At 60.7% G+C, this 17687-nt stretch carries 15 protein-coding genes; 13 read left to right on the forward strand and 2 right to left on the reverse strand.

The genetic code is table 11. The annotated features are described in order from the left end of the window. Window positions 1-210 precede the first annotated feature (210 nt). Window positions 211-729 (forward strand): DinB family protein, encoded by a 519-nt coding sequence (locus ABIE52_RS04360; RefSeq protein WP_039973216.1) that lies wholly within the window; start codon window positions 211-213, stop codon window positions 727-729. Here ABIE52_RS04360 and ABIE52_RS04365 read toward each other — a convergent pair whose 3' ends face one another. Both ABIE52_RS04365 and ABIE52_RS04370 read right to left on the reverse strand, forming a co-directional pair. Further along, window positions 730-2202, reverse strand: a complete 1473-nt coding sequence (locus ABIE52_RS04365) for a mannitol dehydrogenase family protein (RefSeq protein ID WP_054187647.1) — start codon at window positions 2200-2202, stop codon at window positions 730-732. 7 nt (window positions 2203-2209) lie between these two features. Next, window positions 2210-3220 (reverse strand): NAD(P)-dependent alcohol dehydrogenase, encoded by a 1011-nt coding sequence (locus tag ABIE52_RS04370; RefSeq protein WP_050657017.1) that lies wholly within the window; start codon window positions 3218-3220, stop codon window positions 2210-2212. Between the two features lie 139 nt (window positions 3221-3359). Between ABIE52_RS04370 and ABIE52_RS04375 the strand changes: the two genes are divergently transcribed. The 12 genes from ABIE52_RS04375 to ABIE52_RS04430 all read left to right on the forward strand — a co-directional run bounded on the left by ABIE52_RS04375 (window position 3360) and on the right by ABIE52_RS04430 (window position 17606). Then, entirely contained in the window at window positions 3360-4358 is a 999-nt protein-coding gene (locus ABIE52_RS04375; RefSeq protein WP_192712973.1) for a sugar-binding transcriptional regulator, read from the forward strand. Between the two features lie 63 nt (window positions 4359-4421). Then, window positions 4422-5774 (forward strand): ABC transporter substrate-binding protein, encoded by a 1353-nt coding sequence (locus ABIE52_RS04380; RefSeq protein WP_452623831.1) that lies wholly within the window; start codon window positions 4422-4424, stop codon window positions 5772-5774. Beyond that, window positions 5771-6721, forward strand: coding sequence for a carbohydrate ABC transporter permease (locus ABIE52_RS04385; protein WP_192712974.1), 951 nt, complete (start codon window positions 5771-5773; stop codon window positions 6719-6721). The genes ABIE52_RS04380 and ABIE52_RS04385 overlap by 4 nt, the downstream gene beginning before the upstream one ends. Further along, the gene (locus tag ABIE52_RS04390) at window positions 6721-7587 is read left to right on the forward strand and encodes a carbohydrate ABC transporter permease (protein ID WP_007731137.1); all 867 of its coding nucleotides are present in this window, start codon (window positions 6721-6723) and stop codon (window positions 7585-7587) included. Before ABIE52_RS04385 ends, ABIE52_RS04390 begins: the two co-directional genes overlap by 1 nt. A 27-nt stretch (window positions 7588-7614) precedes the next feature. Next, window positions 7615-8709 carry an ABC transporter ATP-binding protein gene (locus ABIE52_RS04395; RefSeq protein ID WP_030536580.1) on the forward strand — a complete coding sequence of 365 codons (1095 nt, stop codon included), beginning with the start codon at window positions 7615-7617 and terminating at the stop codon, window positions 8707-8709. Window positions 8710-8804: 95 nt separating this feature from the next. Further along, entirely contained in the window at window positions 8805-9722 is a 918-nt protein-coding gene (locus ABIE52_RS04400; protein WP_042921922.1) for a carbohydrate kinase family protein, read from the forward strand. A 95-nt stretch (window positions 9723-9817) separates the two neighbouring features. Further along, window positions 9818-12034, forward strand: a complete 2217-nt coding sequence (locus ABIE52_RS04405; protein ID WP_192712975.1) for an MMPL family transporter — start codon at window positions 9818-9820, stop codon at window positions 12032-12034. An 18-nt stretch (window positions 12035-12052) separates the two neighbouring features. Continuing rightward, on the forward strand, window positions 12053-13255 hold the full coding sequence (locus tag ABIE52_RS04410) for a sensor histidine kinase (protein ID WP_058039428.1): 1203 nt from the start codon (window positions 12053-12055) through the stop codon (window positions 13253-13255). Continuing rightward, window positions 13252-13926, forward strand: coding sequence for a response regulator transcription factor (locus ABIE52_RS04415; protein WP_042450142.1), 675 nt, complete (start codon window positions 13252-13254; stop codon window positions 13924-13926). Before ABIE52_RS04410 ends, ABIE52_RS04415 begins: the two co-directional genes overlap by 4 nt. A gap of 64 nt (window positions 13927-13990) precedes the next feature. Further along, window positions 13991-15292: an HNH endonuclease signature motif containing protein gene (locus ABIE52_RS04420; protein ID WP_192712976.1), complete on the forward strand. Its 1302-nt coding sequence runs from the start codon at window positions 13991-13993 to the stop codon at window positions 15290-15292. A 310-nt stretch (window positions 15293-15602) separates the two neighbouring features. Continuing rightward, entirely contained in the window at window positions 15603-16730 is a 1128-nt protein-coding gene (locus ABIE52_RS04425; protein WP_003941638.1) for an NDMA-dependent alcohol dehydrogenase, read from the forward strand. A gap of 36 nt (window positions 16731-16766) precedes the next feature. Further along, the gene (locus tag ABIE52_RS04430) at window positions 16767-17606 is read left to right on the forward strand and encodes a serine hydrolase domain-containing protein (protein WP_047270813.1); all 840 of its coding nucleotides are present in this window, start codon (window positions 16767-16769) and stop codon (window positions 17604-17606) included. Window positions 17607-17687: the final 81 nt, after the last annotated feature.

Genomic DNA, 17687 nt, shown 5'->3' on the forward strand with positions numbered 1-17687 from the left:
CGGGCCAACGCCGCCTCGACCGTCCCGAAAACTTCGAGGTACGAATGTGCGTCGTCGCATGTGAAGGCGAGTTCGTGTGGTTCGGCGTCGCCCCCGTCCCCGCCACACGAAGTAAGCATCAGCACGAATGGAATCGCAATACCGACCATGATGCGCTTCATCGGCCAATCGAAGCAGACCGACTCCGCTCCCGCGGACTATTCTCGATGCATGCCGATCACCCCGGATACAAAGAACTGGACCTGGGTCCTCGAACGCCCTTGCGGCGAGTGTGGGTTCGATTCATCCACCGTCGCATTCACGGACGTTCCCGATCTCGTGCGTGCCAACGCCGCATCCTGGGCTGCAGTGCTCGAACACGAGAACGTGACGGTGCGGCCAGACAGCGACACATGGTCAGCGCTGGAGTATTCCGCCCACGTACGCGACGTGTTCCGGATCTTCAAGGTGCGGTTGGAACAGATGCTCGAATTCGACGATCCGCGATTCGAGAACTGGGATCAGGACGCAACAGCCGAGGCCGAGCGGTACAACGACCAAGATCCGGCAACGGTGGCATCGGAATTGTCCGACGCCGCGGCGGAGGTCGCGAATGCCTTCGAAACCGTGCCAGAGGGTAGCCGCCAACGACGGGGTCTCCGCAGTGACGGATCGGCGTTCACCGTCGAATCGTTGGCGGCCTACTTCATTCACGATCCGATCCATCACCTGCACGACGTCTCGGTGTAGTCAGAGCCCGCGCACCTCCTCGAGGGTTCTTCTGGCTCCGACGGAGTGCAATGAGTCGAGGGTCTTTCGGAAGCTTGCGACAAATCGGCGATCGTCCACGAGATCGCCGAACACTTGTCGGTACCCGATGAAGGCCAACGGGTCGCTCGACTGTTTCTGGGCGAGCGGCACCAGAGTGTCCGACAGCTGATCGACGACGGTGATGGGATCTCCGTTCTCGTCTGTGCCCTCGGCGTAGCGGGCCCAGCTGGCGACAATTGCGGTGGACAGGTTGATCGACCCACCGGTGTCGAGTTGGGTCCGGATGACGGGCAACAGCCACTTGGGAATTCGATCGGACGACTCGGCGCACAGACGTGCAATCGTGTCGCGGATCTGGGGGTTCGAGAATCGTTCGATGAGGGTCTTCTTGTACTGATCCAGGTCGACGCCGGGTACCGGGTCAAGGGTCGGCGTCGCTTCGAGATTCATGTAGTCGAGCAGGAACCCCGACAAGAGTTCGTCCTGGCATGCCTCGTGGACCAGGCGGTATCCGGCAAGGTAGCCGAAGTACGCGATGCCTTGATGGCCGGCATTGAGAAGGCGCAGTTTCATCAGTTCGTACGGGCGAACATCCGGCACGAGATTGACGCCGGCATTCTCCAGAGGTGGCCTGCCTGAGGTGAACTCGTCCTCGAGGAACCACGCGGTGAACGGCTCAGCCGCGACCGGCCACTGATCTTCCACGCCAAACGTCTCGGCGATCTCGGTGGTCACCTCGGCTGTCGTGACGGGTGTGATCCGGTCGACCATGGAGTTGGGGAAGGCGCCGTTCTCGTCGATCCATTCCGCAAGTTCGGGATCTTTCAGAGCGGCGAAGGCTTCGACAGCCGTCTTGGCGACCGATCCGTTGCCTTCGATGTTGTCGCAACTCATGATCGTGAACGGGGCGAGGCCCCGGTCGCGACGGAGTGCGAGTGCCGCACAAATCAGACCGAAGGTGGTGCGGGGGAGTGTTCCCGGCTCGAGATCGTGCATTACATCGGGATCGGACGCGTCGAACTCACCCGTAGTGTGCGAGATGTTGTATCCGCCCTCGGTGATGGTGAGAGATACGATTTTCGTCGATTCGGATGCCATCTTTTCGATCACCGCCTCCGGATCCTCCGGAGCGAACAGGTACTCGACGATCGACCCGATGACCCGGGCCTCGAGGGTTCCGTCGGAATGCTTGAGCGCCAGCGTGTAGAGGCCGTCCTGCGCGCGGAGTGCGTCTTTCATTCGCTTGTCCGACGGCATCACTCCCACTCCGCAGATTCCCCAGTCGAAGCCCTCACCGCGTCGCAGGAGAGCATCGATGTACATGGCCTGGTGTGCACGGTGAAAGCCTCCGACACCGAAATGCACTATGCCGGTAGTAACTTTGCTCCGGTCGTAGGTCGGCACTTCGAGTGCAGCATCGAAGTCGAGCAGGGTCTTCGTATTGAGTTCCATGAAAGTACTAGTCTCCTTCGGCGACAATGACTACGGCTTTGATGCTGCCGGGAATGCGATCGGCCACCAGGGCCTCTTGCGACTGTTCGAGTGAAAAGCGTGCTGTGACCATCGAGTCCAGATCGACGCGCCCGGCAGCGACCAGTGCGGCGGCGATCGGCCACGTGTTGGCGTATCGGAACACTCCGGTGAGCATCAGTTCGCGATTCTGAATGATCGGGACCGGCAACGGTATCTCGTCGGCACCCATTCCGACCAGAACGACGGTTCCAGCGGGCCGAACTGCGTGAATCCCGTCGATCACTGCGGCCGTGGCACCCGACGCGTCGATGAATGCGTCGACGGCCAGCGAGCGTACGTCGCTTACATGGGGATCAACGACGGTTGTTGCGCCGAATTTCAGTGCCACATCACGTCGGGCCGCATCGATGTCCGAGACAATGACTTCCGTCGCGCCGAATGCCTTGGCCACCTGCGTCGTCACGATTCCTACCGGGCCGGCGCCGGCGATCAACACCCGAGAGCCGGCAGTGATCCCCGCCTTCTGGGCTGAGGCGATCCCTACGGAAAGTGGCTCGAACAGCGCAGCTGCCTCGTAGGACACGGAATCTGCGATGGGATGGGCGAAGTCGGCACCGATCGTGACGTAGTCGGTCAGCGCACCGTCGATCGGCGGCGTCGCGAAGAACTCCATATGAGGGCAGAGGTTGTATCTGCCTGCCTTGGATTCGGGACTTGTCGGATCGGGCTTCTGAGGCTCGATGGAGACACGCTGCCCGATGCGTCTTGGGTCGACGCCGTCACCGACCGCAGCGATGCGTCCCGATGCTTCGTGTCCGAGAACGAGCGGTGAGTTGACTACGTAAGGGCCGATGCGACCTTCGTGAAAGTAGTGCGCGTCCGACCCGCACACGCCCACGGCATGGATGCGAACGAGGACTTCACCCGCCTTCGGGGACGGTCGTGGTCTCTCGACCATCTGCATCTTTCCGGTCTCGACGAGGACATTTGCCCGAATTGTCGCAGGTAGATCGACGGATTCTCCGGAAACTGTTGTGTGGGTCACAACGTAGATGTTAGCTTAATGAGCATAAGAACATCTAGTGAGCATTTGCTCACGATCGAGAAACTTTGAACCTGATGCACAAGGAGACCGTGTGAACCAGTCGGCTCAGCCCACAGGACTCAAGACGTCGAAGTTGCCCGCTTCCGAAGATGTGCGGCTCGCCTTGCGGGCAGCGACCATGTATCACCTCGAAGGTGCCACTCAGGCGGAGATTGCAGCGAAGTTGGGCGTCTCGCGGCCGACAGCCGGGCGACTGTTGGCCAGGGCGCGGACGCAAGGTTTGGTCAGGGTCGAGATTTTGGTACCGCCGGAGCTCGAAGGTTCGGTGAACACGGAGTTGGAATCGAAGCTGGAGAAGCACTTCGGGTTGGCCGAAGTGTTGATCGTCCCCGAAGCGATTTCGGATGCGGACGACCCGGACTTCGACGCACTCGGTCGACGAGCAGCGGAAGTTCTGGTTCGTCGTCTGCAGCCGTCGAGCGTTCTCGGGTTTACCTGGGGTCCGGAAACCGTTGCGGTAGCAGGATCTTTGCCAGACAAGGCCGCGAAGTGCTCGGCTGTGGTACAACTTGACGGCTCCATGACGGTGACCGACTACCAAACCGGTGTCGACTTCACCATCGGCCGATGTGCACAACAGTTGCAGGCCAATCCTATTCGTCTCAACGCTCCGCTGTATGCCGACCCGGCGACTGTGGAGTCGATGCGAAACGACTCGGTGATCTCGAAGGCGCTGCAAGCCGGAACTGATTCCGACATCATGGTTTTCGGAGTTGGTGCCGTCTCGACTGCCACGACTTTGTTTGCCGGTAGCTTCGTCGACTCGACCATGCTGGACGAGTTGGAAAGTCGAGGCGCTGTCGGTGAAATCGGCGGCCGTTTCTACACCGTCGACGGCAATCCAGTGGAGGGGCCACTGCCTGAGCGAACGGTCTCCGTCTCGCTCGACGCAGTGAAATCCTGCGATCAGACGATTCTGATTTCGGGGGGAACACACAAACGCCAGGCCGTTCTGGGCGCATTGCGCGGAGGTTTGGCAAACGTACTCGTCGCCGACGTCGAGTGCGCCCAGTGGCTGCTCGAAGGCTAGCGATCTCACGAGTTTCGCTGTCCGAGCGCGCGACTGACACGCAAGTGTGAAGGAAGGTAATCCGTGAAAACAGGAAGACGAGTGTGGGGCGCTGCCGCGGCGGCGCTCTGCCTCCTGGTGTCGGGATGTGCGGGCGCTGGTGCGCTCGGTGGTTCCGGCGAACGAACAGTCACCATCGCGATGGTGTCGAACTCGCAGATGCAGGACGCCATCAAGCTGGCGCCAGCTTTCGAAGCCGAGAACCCCGGCATCGACCTCAAATTCGTCAGCCTTTCCGAGAACCAGGCGCGCGCCAAGATCACGGCGTCGACGGCAACCGGCGGCGGTGAGTTCGACGTCGTGATGATCAGCAACTACGAGACACCTCAGTGGGCCGCAAACGGTTGGCTCACGAACCTGTCCGAGTACGCAGACACGACGCCCGGTTACGACGAGGACGACTTCGTACCGTCGATCAAGACTTCTCTGTCGTACGAGGACAGTATGTACGCGGTCCCCTTCTACGGGGAGTCGTCGTTCCTGATGTACCGCAAGGATCTGTTCGATCAGGCGGGGATTACAGTTCCCGAAGACCCGACGTGGCAAGAAGTCGCAGGTTGGGCAGCGCAGTTCGACAACCCGGACGCCAAGATGGCGGGAATCTGCTTGCGCGGAAAGCCTGGCTGGGGTGAGGTACTCGCACCGCTGAACACAGTGATCAACACCTTCGGTGGACGCTGGTACGACGAGAATTGGAATGCGCAGCTGACCAGTCCGCAGGTCGAGGATGCGGTTCAGTTCTACGTGGACACGGTCAAGGAGCACGGTCAGCCGGGTCCTGCCACAAGCGGATTCGGTGAATGTGCAACACAATTCGCGCAAGGCAACACGGCGATGTGGTACGACGCGACGTCGGCTGTGTCGGTTCTCGAGGACCCTGCGTCGTCGAAGGTAGTCGGCAACATCGGATATGCGAAGGCCCCGAAGGTCGAGAAGTCCGATCCTGGTTGGCTCTACACGTGGGCGCTCGGAATCCCGGAGTCGGCACAGAACAAAGATGATGCCTGGAAGTTCATTTCCTGGATGACGAACAAGGACTACATCCAGAAGGTCGGAACCGAACTCGGCTGGTCGAGAGTTCCTCCGGGAAGTCGCCTATCGACCTACGAGATTCCGGAATATCAAGAGGCCGCACAGGCATTCGGTCCGATCACCCTCGAATCGATCAACAATGCAGATCCGAAAAACCCTACAGTGCAACCGGTTCCGTACACCGGCGTCCAGTTCCTCACCATCCCTGAGTTTCAGGACCTGGGCACTCGCGTCAGCCAGCAGATCAGTGCGGCCATCGCGGGTCAGAAGAGCGTGAAAGAAGCACTCGAACAATCCCAGCAGTATGCCGAGGTGGTCGGCAAGACCTATCAGGAGAACCGATGACTACGGTTGCCGAGCCCAGAACTACGGTGGACGACGCGCCACCGGTCCGTGTCGAAAAGAAGATCTCCCGCGCCGAGGGTTGGCGTCGTAGAGGTCCCCTGTTGCCGGCGTTGATCTTTTCGATCGTCGTCACCCAGATTCCGTTTCTGTTCACCCTCTACTACTCGACGCAGTCGTGGAACCTTGTCCGGCCGGGATCGCGGCAATTCAACGGGTTCGACAACTACATCGAGGTTTTCAAGGACAGTCAGTTTCGGGAAGTCGCGGTCAACACGGTCATCATGATCGTGGGGACGGTCATCGTTTCGGTGATCCTCGGACTCGCGTTGGCACTGCTACTCGACAGAGCCTTCCTCGGTCGCGGGATCGTGCGGACACTGCTGATCACGCCGTTTCTCATCACCCCCGTCGCTGGCGCATTGCTCTGGAAGACAACAATGTTCGACCCGGTGTTCGGTATCGTGAACTTCGTCCTCCAGCCTTTCGGTGTCGGCCAGGTCGACTGGGTCAGCAAGTTTCCGCTCGCCGCCGTCATGATCAATCTGATCTGGCAGTGGACGCCTTTCATGATGCTGCTCATTCTGGCCGGCTTGCAGTCCATGCCCCGAGACATCCTCGAAGCCGCACGGGTGGACGGAGCCAAGCCGTTTGCGATGTTCCGCGAACTGACACTGCCGCACCTGCGCCGTTTCATCGAACTCGGTGCAGTTCTGGGTGCGATCTACCTCGTGAACACCTTTGACGCGGTGTACATGATGACGTCGGGCGGGCCAGGCGTGGCCAGTTCGAACCTGCCGTTCTACATCTACCAGCGCGCGTTCCTCGGCTTCGACGTAGGTCAAGCTGCGGCGATGGGTGTCGTGACAGTGATCGCGACCATCATCGTGTCGACACTTGCGCTCCGATTGATCTTCAAGAGCTTCACCGGCAACGAGGAGGCGGCGTGATGACTGCCGTAGAGACGACAAGCGTGACGACCGACAAACCCGTCGTCAAGAAAAAGAAGAGCAGTAAGTTCAGTCCGTGGTCGGTCGTGGCGTGGATCGCCGCTCTGGGATTCTTCTTCCCGGTCTTCTGGATGGTCCTGACCGCATTCAAGACCGAGGCAGACGCCTACACGGATCCGCCGAAGTTGTTCTTCACCCCGACGCTCGAGCAGTTTCGTGCCGTTCTCGATTCCGGTCTCGGCACGACGCTGGCGAACTCGGCATTTGCCACAGGAATGTCGACGATTCTTGTTCTGCTACTGGGTGTTCCGGCGGCTTTTGCGCTCTCGCTTCGCCCGGTGAAGAAGACTCAGGATGTGCTGTTCTTCTTCATCAGTACCAAGATGCTCCCAGTCGTCGCTGCAATCGTGCCGCTGTACGTGATCGTCAACGACATCGGATTGCTCGACAATATCTGGGCGCTGGTCATCTTGTACACATCGATGAATCTTCCGATCGCAGTGTGGATGATGCGTTCGTTCTTTCTCGAAGTCCCCGGCGAACTTCTCGAAGCTGCCAGCATGGACGGCGCGAGTTTGTGGACCTCGGTTCGCGAGGTGATCCTCCCGCTGATCTCGCCCGGAATTGCTGCGACTGCGCTGATCTGCGTGATCTTCTCGTGGAACGAATTCTTCTTCGCAGTCAACCTGACAGCTGTTCAAGCGCAGACGATTCCGGTCTTCCTGGTCGGGTTCATCACCGGCGAGGGACTGTACTGGGCTCGGCTCTCCGCGGCAGCGACCATGGCGGCATTGCCCGTCATCCTGGCCGGTTGGTTCGCCCAGAACAAACTGGTGCGCGGCCTGTCCTTCGGTGCAATCAAATAATTCTCCTCACCCTCTCAGGAGTTCGTCATGGCTGAAATCTCTTACCAGAAAGCGTCTTGCATCTACGAAGGTGCTGGGACCCTCGCTGTAGATTCACTCGATCTTGACATCAAGGACGGGGAGTTCATCGTGCTCGTCGGTCCGTCAGGTTCCGGAAAGTCCACGGCCCTGCGCATGTTGGCAGGGCTCGAGGACATCGATTCCGGTGCGATCACCATCAACGGCAAGGACATGACCGATGTCCCGTCGAAGGATCGCGACATCGCAATGGTCTTCCAGAATTACGCGCTGTACCCCAATAAAACCGTCGGCGAAAATATGGGGTTCGCGTTGAAGATGCGCGGTGTGCCCGTCGAGGAGCGTAAGAAGAAAGTGGCCGAAGCGGCCAAACTGCTTGACCTGACTGACTATCTCGACCGCAAACCGGCCAAGCTTTCCGGTGGTCAACGGCAGCGAGTTGCCATGGGCCGAGCTATCGTTCGTGAACCGCAAGTGTTCTGCATGGACGAGCCGCTCTCCAACCTCGACGCAAAGCTACGCGTCCAGACCCGCACGCAGATCGCGGCGTTGCAGCGTCGTCTCGGAACCACCACCGTCTACGTCACGCACGATCAGGTGGAAGCGATGACGATGGGTGATCGCGTGGCAGTGCTCAAGGGCGGCAAGTTGCAACAATTCGCTTCTCCGACCGAACTTTACGATCGGCCGGCCAATGCGTTTGTTGCCGGTTTCATCGGATCTCCAGGTATGAACTTGGTAACGGCGCCGGTCAGTTCGGGTGGGGTGCGTTTCGGTGACGTCGAGGTTCCGCTGGACCGCGAGCAGATGGCGGCAATCGCCGCGGCCGGTCTGGCTTCGGTCACAGTGGGAATTCGGCCCGAGCAATTCCAGGTGGTTGCTGCCGGAGACGGAATCGCAGCTCAGATCGACCTGGTAGAGGAACTGGGCAACGAGTCGTACATCTACGCACACGTGCCTGGTACCGAAGCCGACCCGATCTCGCTCGTTGCACGCACCGGCGGTCGATCGAAGCTGCAGTACGGCCAGACGCTGGGCTTCGAGCGGGTGGACGGCCTCGTTCACCTCTTCGACCCGACTACGGGTGAGCGCGTGGGTAGCTGAATCCCACCATAATCGTGACCTGCTCGGCACCCGAACTCGTTCGTGCCGAGCAGGTCACATCCATCTTCGACCGGTGAGAAGGTTAGGGTCTACCGATGAGTGATACACGCGAACGATCCGTCGTGGTGTGTGGTGAGGGACTGGTTGATCTGGTTCCGGTGGGGGAGAACTTCTCACCCAAGTTGGGCGGTGGACCGTTCAACGTTGCGGTTGCACTGGGTCGACTCGGATCCGACGTGGGATTCGTCTCTCGCTTGTCCACCGACGCCTTCGGAGATCGGATGATCGACTCGCTGGCCGCGTCCAATGTCGACACAACCGGAGTCGAACGTGGGCCCGAGCCGACAACTCTGGCCGTCGTGAACCTTGCAGCGGACGGAGGTGCGCGGTATTCCTTCTACCTCGAGGGAACGGCAGATCGACAGTTCGCGCTGCCGAAACTTCCCTCTGCCCGGGCATTCTCGTTCGGAACGCTGTCGCTGGTGCTCGAGCCCGGGGCCTCGGCCTACGAAGCTTTGCTGCACGAAGCCCACGCCCGCGGTCGACTCACCATGGTCGACCCCAACATTCGTCCGGCGGTGATCTCCGACCCGGACGCGTATCGACGACGGTTTCGTTCGTGGTTGCCCGCCATCGATATTCTCAAAGTGAGCGACGACGACGCGAAGTGGTTGGGTTCGGTCGACGGCGCCGAGTGGCTCCACGAAGGCGTCGGCGCCGTCCTGCTCACCCGTGGTGGTGACGGGTTGCGGTTGATCACCGAGGAACTCGATGTTTCGGTGCCGGCGCCCGCGGTCGACGTCGCGGACACGATCGGTGCGGGCGATACCGTTCACGGAGCCCTGTTGGCCTACCTTGATCGTCACGACGCACTCGACGTCGCTGTTGTGCGTGCGTTCACCGAGGCAGATTGGTCGGCCGCGTTGACCTTTGCCGCACGCGCGGCAGCCGTCACCGTGTCACGTCCCGGGGCGGATCCGCCGTGGTCAAGGGAGTTGGGCCTGCCCGTCTAGCACTGGGGACCACCGCCCTACTGCGAGCGCAGTACGTCGAACTGCCTACCTGTGCACGATGTGCGACGGGGTCGTGTATCGGCACAGTGACACGCATGTCGATATTCCTGTACAAACTCTCGCGACTCGCGTTTCGGCGCCGTTGGGCAATGGTGGGCTTCTGGGTCGTCCTGCTGGTGGCGGGCGGAGTAGGCGCAGCAACGCTGTCCGGTCCGACCGTCAATACGTTGTCGATTCCGGGCACCGAATCACAAGCGGCGCAGGATCTTCTGGCTGAAAGATTTCCGCAGTCGTCCACCGACGGAGCCAGTGCTCGCATCGTCTTCGAATCTCCGGCAGGCACGACGCTCACCGATCCGGCGATTCGACAATCCGTCAGTGACTTGGTCTCTGCGCTCGGGAAGGACCCCGAGGTTGCAGCGGTATCGGATCCGTATGCCTCCGGCGGAGTGTCGCCGACTGGGACGATCGGATACATGCAGGTCTCCTATACCGCCGACTCGATCGACTTGCCGGACAGCTCGAAAGAACTGCTCGAGTCCGCCGTCCACGACGCCGCGGATTCAGGGCTGGCAGTCGATGTTGCCGGCAACGTGCTGATGGAAAGCAGTGCCGAATCGATGGGCGAAGTGATCGGCGTCGCGATCGCCGCTGTGGTCCTGACGGTCACTTTCGGTTCGTTGGTGGCAGCAGGGCTTCCCTTGATCAGCGCGTTGATCGGCATCGGCATCGCGATCTGCACGATCACTATCGCAACTGGTTTCATCGAATTGGGTTCGAGCACAACCGTCCTGGCAATGATGCTGGGGCTCGCCGTGGCGATCGACTATTCGCTCTTCATCGTCTCGCGCTACCGCTCCGAACTACGTGACGGACATGATCCAGAAATTGCTGCGGGCCGCGCAGCGGGGACTGCGGGTTCGGCCGTAGTGTTCGCGGGGTTGACGGTGCTCATCGCATTGGCAGGACTGTTCGTCGTGAACATCCCGTTCCTGACGAGCATGGGTCTGGCTGCAGCATTCGCAGTTGCTGTTGCAGTGGTGATTTCACTGACGCTGCTGCCCGCCACACTCGGATTTGCAGGGTCGCGCGTCATGAGTCGGTCTGATCGTCGACTGCTGGCGTCCGGCGGTGAACTGACACACCGGAAACAGTCGGAGGGGGCGGGCTCGCGATGGGCCAAGTTCGTGATCCGGCGTCGAGTTCCGGTTTTGCTCGCGTCAGTCCTCGGGCTGGGATTGCTGGCGATCCCCACCTTCGGAATCAACCTGAGTTTGGCGAGCCCACCAGTGCCCGACACAACTGCCGCCAGGGCTACCGACCGACTATCCGAGGGGTTCGGTGCCGGGTTCAGCGGTCCGCTCATGGTGGTCGTCGACGTTGCCGACGCCGCAGATCCGGCAGCGGCATTGAGCGGCGCCCAGGAAAAGCTCGGCGCTCTGCCCGACGTAGCGGCAGTGACGCCGCCAGCACTCAATCAGGCCGGCGATACAGCAGTCATCACGGTGGTTCCCTCGAGTGGCCCGGAAACCGAGGCAACAAAGGCGCTCGTCGCAGATATACGTGAGGTCGCCGGATCACTGACCGACGAGACCGGAGGCACGATGTCGGTCACCGGTCAGACAGCGTTGACGATCGACGTTTCGGATCGCCTGGCCGACGCCCTGGTTCCCTACCTCGCATTGGTCGTCGGCCTCGCCTTCATCCTCCTGATGTTGGTGTTCCGCTCGATCTTGGTACCACTCAAGGCAACTCTCGGATTTCTGCTCTCGATCGGTGCGACGTTCGGTGTGCTGGTCGCGATCTTCCAGTGGGGTTGGTTCGCCGGCATTCTCGGAATCGAAGGTCAAACCGGATCAGTTGTGGCGATGTTGCCCATCTTCATGATTGGCATCGTCTTCGGGTTGGCGATGGACTACCAGGTGTTCCTGGTGACCAGAATGCGTGAAGCGTTCGTCCACGGTGACGGACCGGATGAAGCAGTCGTGAAGGGCTTCGACCAGGGCGCGCGAGTGGTCACGGCCGCGGCGCTGATCATGATCGCCGTTTTCGCGGGCTTCATCTTCGGCGGCGACGCCTTCATCATGCAGATCGGACTCGGACTCTCGTTCGCGGTTCTGTTCGACGCCTTCGTGATTCGTATGACCGTCGTACCGGCCGTCATGTCCCTGTTGGGCTCGAGGGCATGGTGGTTCCCCTCATGGCTGGACCGGTTGGTCCCGAACGTCGATGTCGAGGGGGAGCAGTTGACTGCGCTGCTCGCAGATTCGAAGGAATCCAGTGAACCCACGAGCGACAAGTTGTCGGTGTGACCCGGATACGGTAGATCGATGACTTCGACATCGACGTGGGGTCGATGGTGTGCGGAACACCCGCGCACCATCGACCTGGCACTGGCGATTCTCGTGCTCCTTGCCACGTGGACGGCGCACCGCATCGCGCTCGACGGCAATGACACCCGCGAGGTCACGGTTGTGGGAGTGCTTGTAACAGCGATCGCAGCGGCAACCATCGTGTTCCGAAGGCGCTATCCGTTCTCGGCACTGGCGGTGGCAGTACTCCTCGGCGTATTGATGATTGCACTGTCAGCGCCGCCGAATGCCGGCACAGGTTCCGCAGCGATGGTGTGCCTCTACTACGTTGCCAGCACGAGTGACCGCCGGAGGACCTTCTTCGCAGCGGCGAGCACAGTCAGCTCGCTGATGCTCGTCACGATCTTCCTGGGAGTGGGGAACAATCTCCTGCAGGAGGCACTGGGGTTGTTGGCTTGGTTGCTGATGGCAAGTTTTGCCGGCGCCGAGGTCCGTTCTCGCCGAGCCTATCTGGAGTCCGTCGAGGCGCGCGCGGTGCAAGCGGAAAGAATGCGCGAGGACGAGGCCCGACACCGCGTCGTCGAAGAAAGGATGCGGATTGCGCGAGACCTGCACGACGTTGTCGCGCACCACATTGCCTTGGTCAACCTGCAAGTCGGGGTCGCGTCGCACTTGATCGGGAAAGACCCGGAGAAGGCGACGACTGCACTACGCGGAGTGGAGGAAACGTCCAAGGCGGCACTCGATGAAATTCGGGCCACGGTCGGAGTTCTCCGTGATGCTCAGGACGGTGATCGCTCGATGAAGCCGGCTCCGGGGCTTTCGGATCTACCGGCACTGGTGGATCAATTCGTCAGTGCAGGAATGGAAATCGATGTGCGCGCTGTGGGTTCGCTGCGCCCACTCGGGCCCGCAGTAGATCTAACAGCGTACCGAATTATCCAGGAGGCACTCGTGAATGCGAGCAAGCATGCGCTGCCAGGAGCCGTCACCGTGTCGTTGTCATACGAAGCCGAGGTTCTGATGCTGTCGGTCGAAAACGCCGGAACGGCAGTGCCTTCGACGTCACCACCCGGGTACGGACTGCTGGGAATGAAGGAGAGGGCACAGGCGATGGGAGGCGAGGTCTCAGCAGGATTCCGCGCCGACGGGGGATTTCGTGTGGACGCCCAACTACCGCTTGTCTCGGTGTCCAGGGGTTCGGAGCGTGAGGAGTCGTGAGTATTCGGGTGGTAGTGGCAGACGATCAGGCGCTCTTCCGTCAAACGCTTGCGCTGCTGATCGGTTCGGAAGAGGACATGGAGGTGGTCGCCGAGGCGGCAGACGGAGAGCAGGCATTCCAGGCGGCGCTCGAGCATCGACCCGACGTTGTATTGATGGACATTCGAATGCCAGGCACCAGCGGAGTCGAAGCGACCGCCATGATTGCAGATCATCCGGATTTGACCGACGTGCACGTGTTGATTCTTACCACCTTCGAAGTGGATGAGCATGTGGCACAGGCGATCCGGGCGGGAGCCAGCGGCTTCATCGGCAAAGGAATCCGAGCCGAGGATCTACTCGATGCTGTTCGGACGGTCGCAGGTGGGAACTCTTTGCTGTCGCCGATTGCGACCAGCGCGTTGATTTCTCGGTTCCTTTCCACTCCGTCGCGGGCCGACTCGACTTCTGGGATTTTCGGTCAGTTGACCCCACGCGAACTCGAAGTGGTAACCCTCGTTGCCCTCGGGATGTCCAACGACGAAATCGCTGCGGAATTGGTGATCAGCGCGGTCACGGCAAAAACGCACGTGAACCGGGCGATGACAAAACTGGATGTCCGCGACCGCGCGCAACTGGTGGTTCTCGCCTATCAATGCGGTGTGGTGATTCCGGGACGCTCGGTGGATTGACTCGAGAAACTCTTGACTCGAACGGGTGTTCGAGTATTGTTTGGGGAGGGGATCGGGGGATTCAATGAGTGTCTTGTTGTCGGATGTGGTGTCTGGTTCTGCGGTGGGGTTACGCGGACGTCTGTGGCGGTTGTCTGCTGCTGAGTTGCGTGAGGCTGCGGTGTCGTCGAGTGCGGAGATTCTGCGCCTGGAAGCGGTGCGGGTGGCGGTGGTGGACGAGTTGTCGTTGCGTCCGGATGATCAGGTGATCGCGAGCCGCGGTGTGGGGTCATGGTTGGCGGCGAACACGATGCTGCAGGTTCGGGACGGGAAGAAGATCGCCGCGTTGGGTGCAGCTTTGCGGCCGTTTCCGGCGGTGGCGGCTCGGTTCGATGGCGGGGATTGCTCCTTCGATCATGCCGTGTTGATCGTGGCGTTCTGTGAATCACCACCGAAGGGGATGCCGGAGGAGGCGCTCCCGAAGTGCATCGATTTGTTGCTCGCTGCTGCGTCGGGTGTGGAGGCGACGACGACGAAGGTGCGGAACGTGATTGCGACCTTGGAGCGGTTGTTCGAATCGGATGAGATTCCGCCCGCCGAGGATGTCGATCTCAATGAGTTGCGGATCGCGTCGACGCTCAATGGTCGGGTGGTGGTGCGTGGGGATTTCGATGCTCTCACCGGTGAAATGTTGTTGTCGGCGTTGTCGAATCTGACGATGCCGACCCCGGCACCAGATGGGACGCCGGATTCTCGGTCGGCGGCGAAGCGGACTGCGGATGGGTTCACCGAACTGATTCGCCGCTATCTCGATTGCGCCAAGACCGGTACCGATGGTGGTCAGCGTCCGCATGTGAACGTGCACATCAATGCTCGGGATCTGGCTGAGCATCGGGACTGCGCCGCCACACCAACTGATGGTGGTGGAGTGGCTGTGTCTGATCTTGATGTCGGGCACATGCCCTGGCTCGGACCGCTGTCCGTTTCGCAGACAAGGCTTCTCGGGTGTGATTGTTTCCTCTCGACCGTGCTGCTCGACGATCACGGCACGCCCTTGGATGCGAAACCAGGAAAGAGGTTGGTCACCGCCGAACAACGGACTGCGTTGATTGCCCGCGACAGAGGCTGCGCGTTCCCGGGCTGCACATGCGTGCCCGCCTGGACCGATGCGCACCATATCCGGCACTGGGCGAACGGTGGCCCGACGGTGATGAACAACCTGGTCCTGCTGTGCCGTTCACACCACCGACTGATGCACCGGAAATCAGGGTTCGTCGGCAAATGGGAAATTCGGATAGGAGTCGACAATAAACCCTGGTTCATCCCGCCGCCCTCGATCGACCCGCAGCAGCACCCACGGCCGGCGAACACCACCTTCAAAACCTGAGGGGCCAAACCTCAGATGCACCAGAACATGCCCAGGCCTGTTTCAGACCCGCTGCTCTGTGTCCGACCGATTGGTGGGAGGTGGAGTCGAATGGTTGCGTGCTTTCGGGGCGGCTCTACTTTCGGGTGCCCGTGTGGCCTGTCCCACTCAGTGGGTCATTATTCCGTCATTGCCGCGCCGGTTGTGCCAGGTCATTTGGACGTCTGACCTGCAGTGCAAAATCTTTCGTTAGAACACGTTCCAATTTCGCAGATTTGTGGCTATGGTCACAGAGATAGATGCGGGTGTGCGAATGAAAGGGTGAAGTGACGTGAAGACCAAGGGTGCAATCCTGTGGGGCCTCAATGAAAAGTGGTCCGTCGAGGAGATCGAGATCGGTGAGCCGGTAGCCGGCGAAGTTCAGATTCGCATGGAAGCGGCCGGAATGTGCCACTCCGATCACCACATCGTCACCGGCGCGACCCCGATGCCGTCGTTCCCCGTCATGGGTGGGCACGAGGGTTCGGGCGTCATCACCAAGCTCGGCCCGGAGGTCAAGGGTCTGGAGGTCGGCGACCACGTCGTTCTGTCCTTCATTCCGGCTTGTGGAACCTGTCCGGCGTGTTCGGCCGGTCATCAGAACCTGTGTGACCTCGGGATGGGCCTCCTCAGCGGCCAGGCCATCAGTGACGGCACTTACCGGATCCAGGCTCGCGGCGAAAACGTGATCCCGATGTGCCTGCTAGGGACGTTCTCGCCCTACATGGTCGTGAACCAGTCGTCAGTGGTGAAGATCGACAAGGACATTCCGTTCGAGGTTGCCGCACTCGTCGGTTGCGGCGTCCCGACCGGTTGGGGATCGGCAACCCACATCGCCGATGTGAAGCCCGGCGAAGACGTTGTGATCATGGGTGTCGGCGGCGTCGGTATCAGTGCGCTACAGGGTGCAGTTGCATCGGGCGCCCGGTACATCTTTGCCATCGACCCCGTGCCGTGGAAGCGTGAGCAGGCTCTGAAGTTCGGCGCAACGCACGCTTTCGAAAGCGCTGCCGCTGCCATTCAGCCGATCATCGACGCTACGTATGGCCGCATGGCGCAGAAGACGATCATCACCGTCGGCGAAATGAAGGGTGAGTACGTCGAAGAAGCGATGATTCTGACGGCAAAGGCCGGCCGTTGTGTCGTCACCGCAATGGGGCACCTGACGGACATGGATGTGAAGCTGAACCTGTTCCTGATGGCGATGCTTCAGAAGGACCTTCAGGGCAACATTTTCGGCGGTGGCAACGCTCGCCAGGACGTGCCGAACCTCCTCGCGATGTACAAGGCAGGCAAGCTGAACCTCGACGACATGGTCACTCGGACCTACACGCTCGAAGGCGTGAACGACGGCTACCAGGACATGTTGGATGGCAAGAACATCCGCGGCGTCATCCGCTACACCGAAGCTGACTGGTGATCGGAAGCGCAACCCTTGTGCCAGTAGTCTGATCGGGTGCCCAGTACTCACAGTCTCGACGTAATCCAGCAGTGGCCGGTCGACAATGCGGCAGCGGTCGTCCTCTCCGGAAAGAATCCCGGTGAGGGCGACCGCATTCGTGCTTTCAGTGGCGACCAGGCGCATGTTTTCCCCCTGGCTTCGGTGACAAAACTGTTGTGCGCCTACGCGATTCTCGTGGCACTGGAGGAGGGGGCGGTCGAGTTGGATGGGCCGGCCGGGCCTGAGGGGTCGACCGTTCGTCATCTCCTCGCACATGCTTCGGGATTGGCATTCGCCGAACGTGTTGTTCAGGCGCCGGTGGCGTCGAAGCGGATCTACTCGAGTGCGGGGTTCGAGGTGCTTGCCGAGTTGGTTTCCCGGGAGACCGAGATCGAATTTGCCGACTATCTGGCCGAGGCGGTGTTCGCGCCGTTGGCGATGACCAGCGCGGCTCTTGTCGGTCCGGCCGGTCACGGTGCGCAGGCATCGGCAGACGACTTGGCCAAGTTCGCGGCTGAACTGCTCTCGCCGACTCTGGTCTCGGCGCAGACGTTCGCAGAGGCGACAACTGTGCAGTTCCCGGGGCTCAACGGAATTCTTCCGGGCTATGGCTCTCAGCGCCCCAACGACTGGGGGCTCGGATTCGAAATTCGGGGCGACAAGCGTCCGCATTGGACGGGTCTCGAGAACTCGGCCGCTACCTTCGGTCATTTCGGCCAGTCCGGGACGTTCCTGTGGGTCGATCCCACGATCGATACTGCGTGCGTCGTGCTTACCGATCGCGATTTCGGTGATTGGGCCAAGCCTTTGTGGACCGAATTGTCGGATGGCGTGGTCGGTGAAGTTTCGCGGTAGAGCACAAATTTCTCTCCTTCCACTGGCGCAACACGGGTAACACAAGGCACACTGTTCAATCGAGCGTGCTGCACGAACTCG

Origin of the sequence: Rhodococcus sp. OAS809 (genome assembly GCF_040546695.1) — a bacterium.
Taxonomy (GTDB): Bacteria; Actinomycetota; Actinomycetes; order Mycobacteriales; family Mycobacteriaceae; genus Rhodococcus_F; species Rhodococcus_F qingshengii.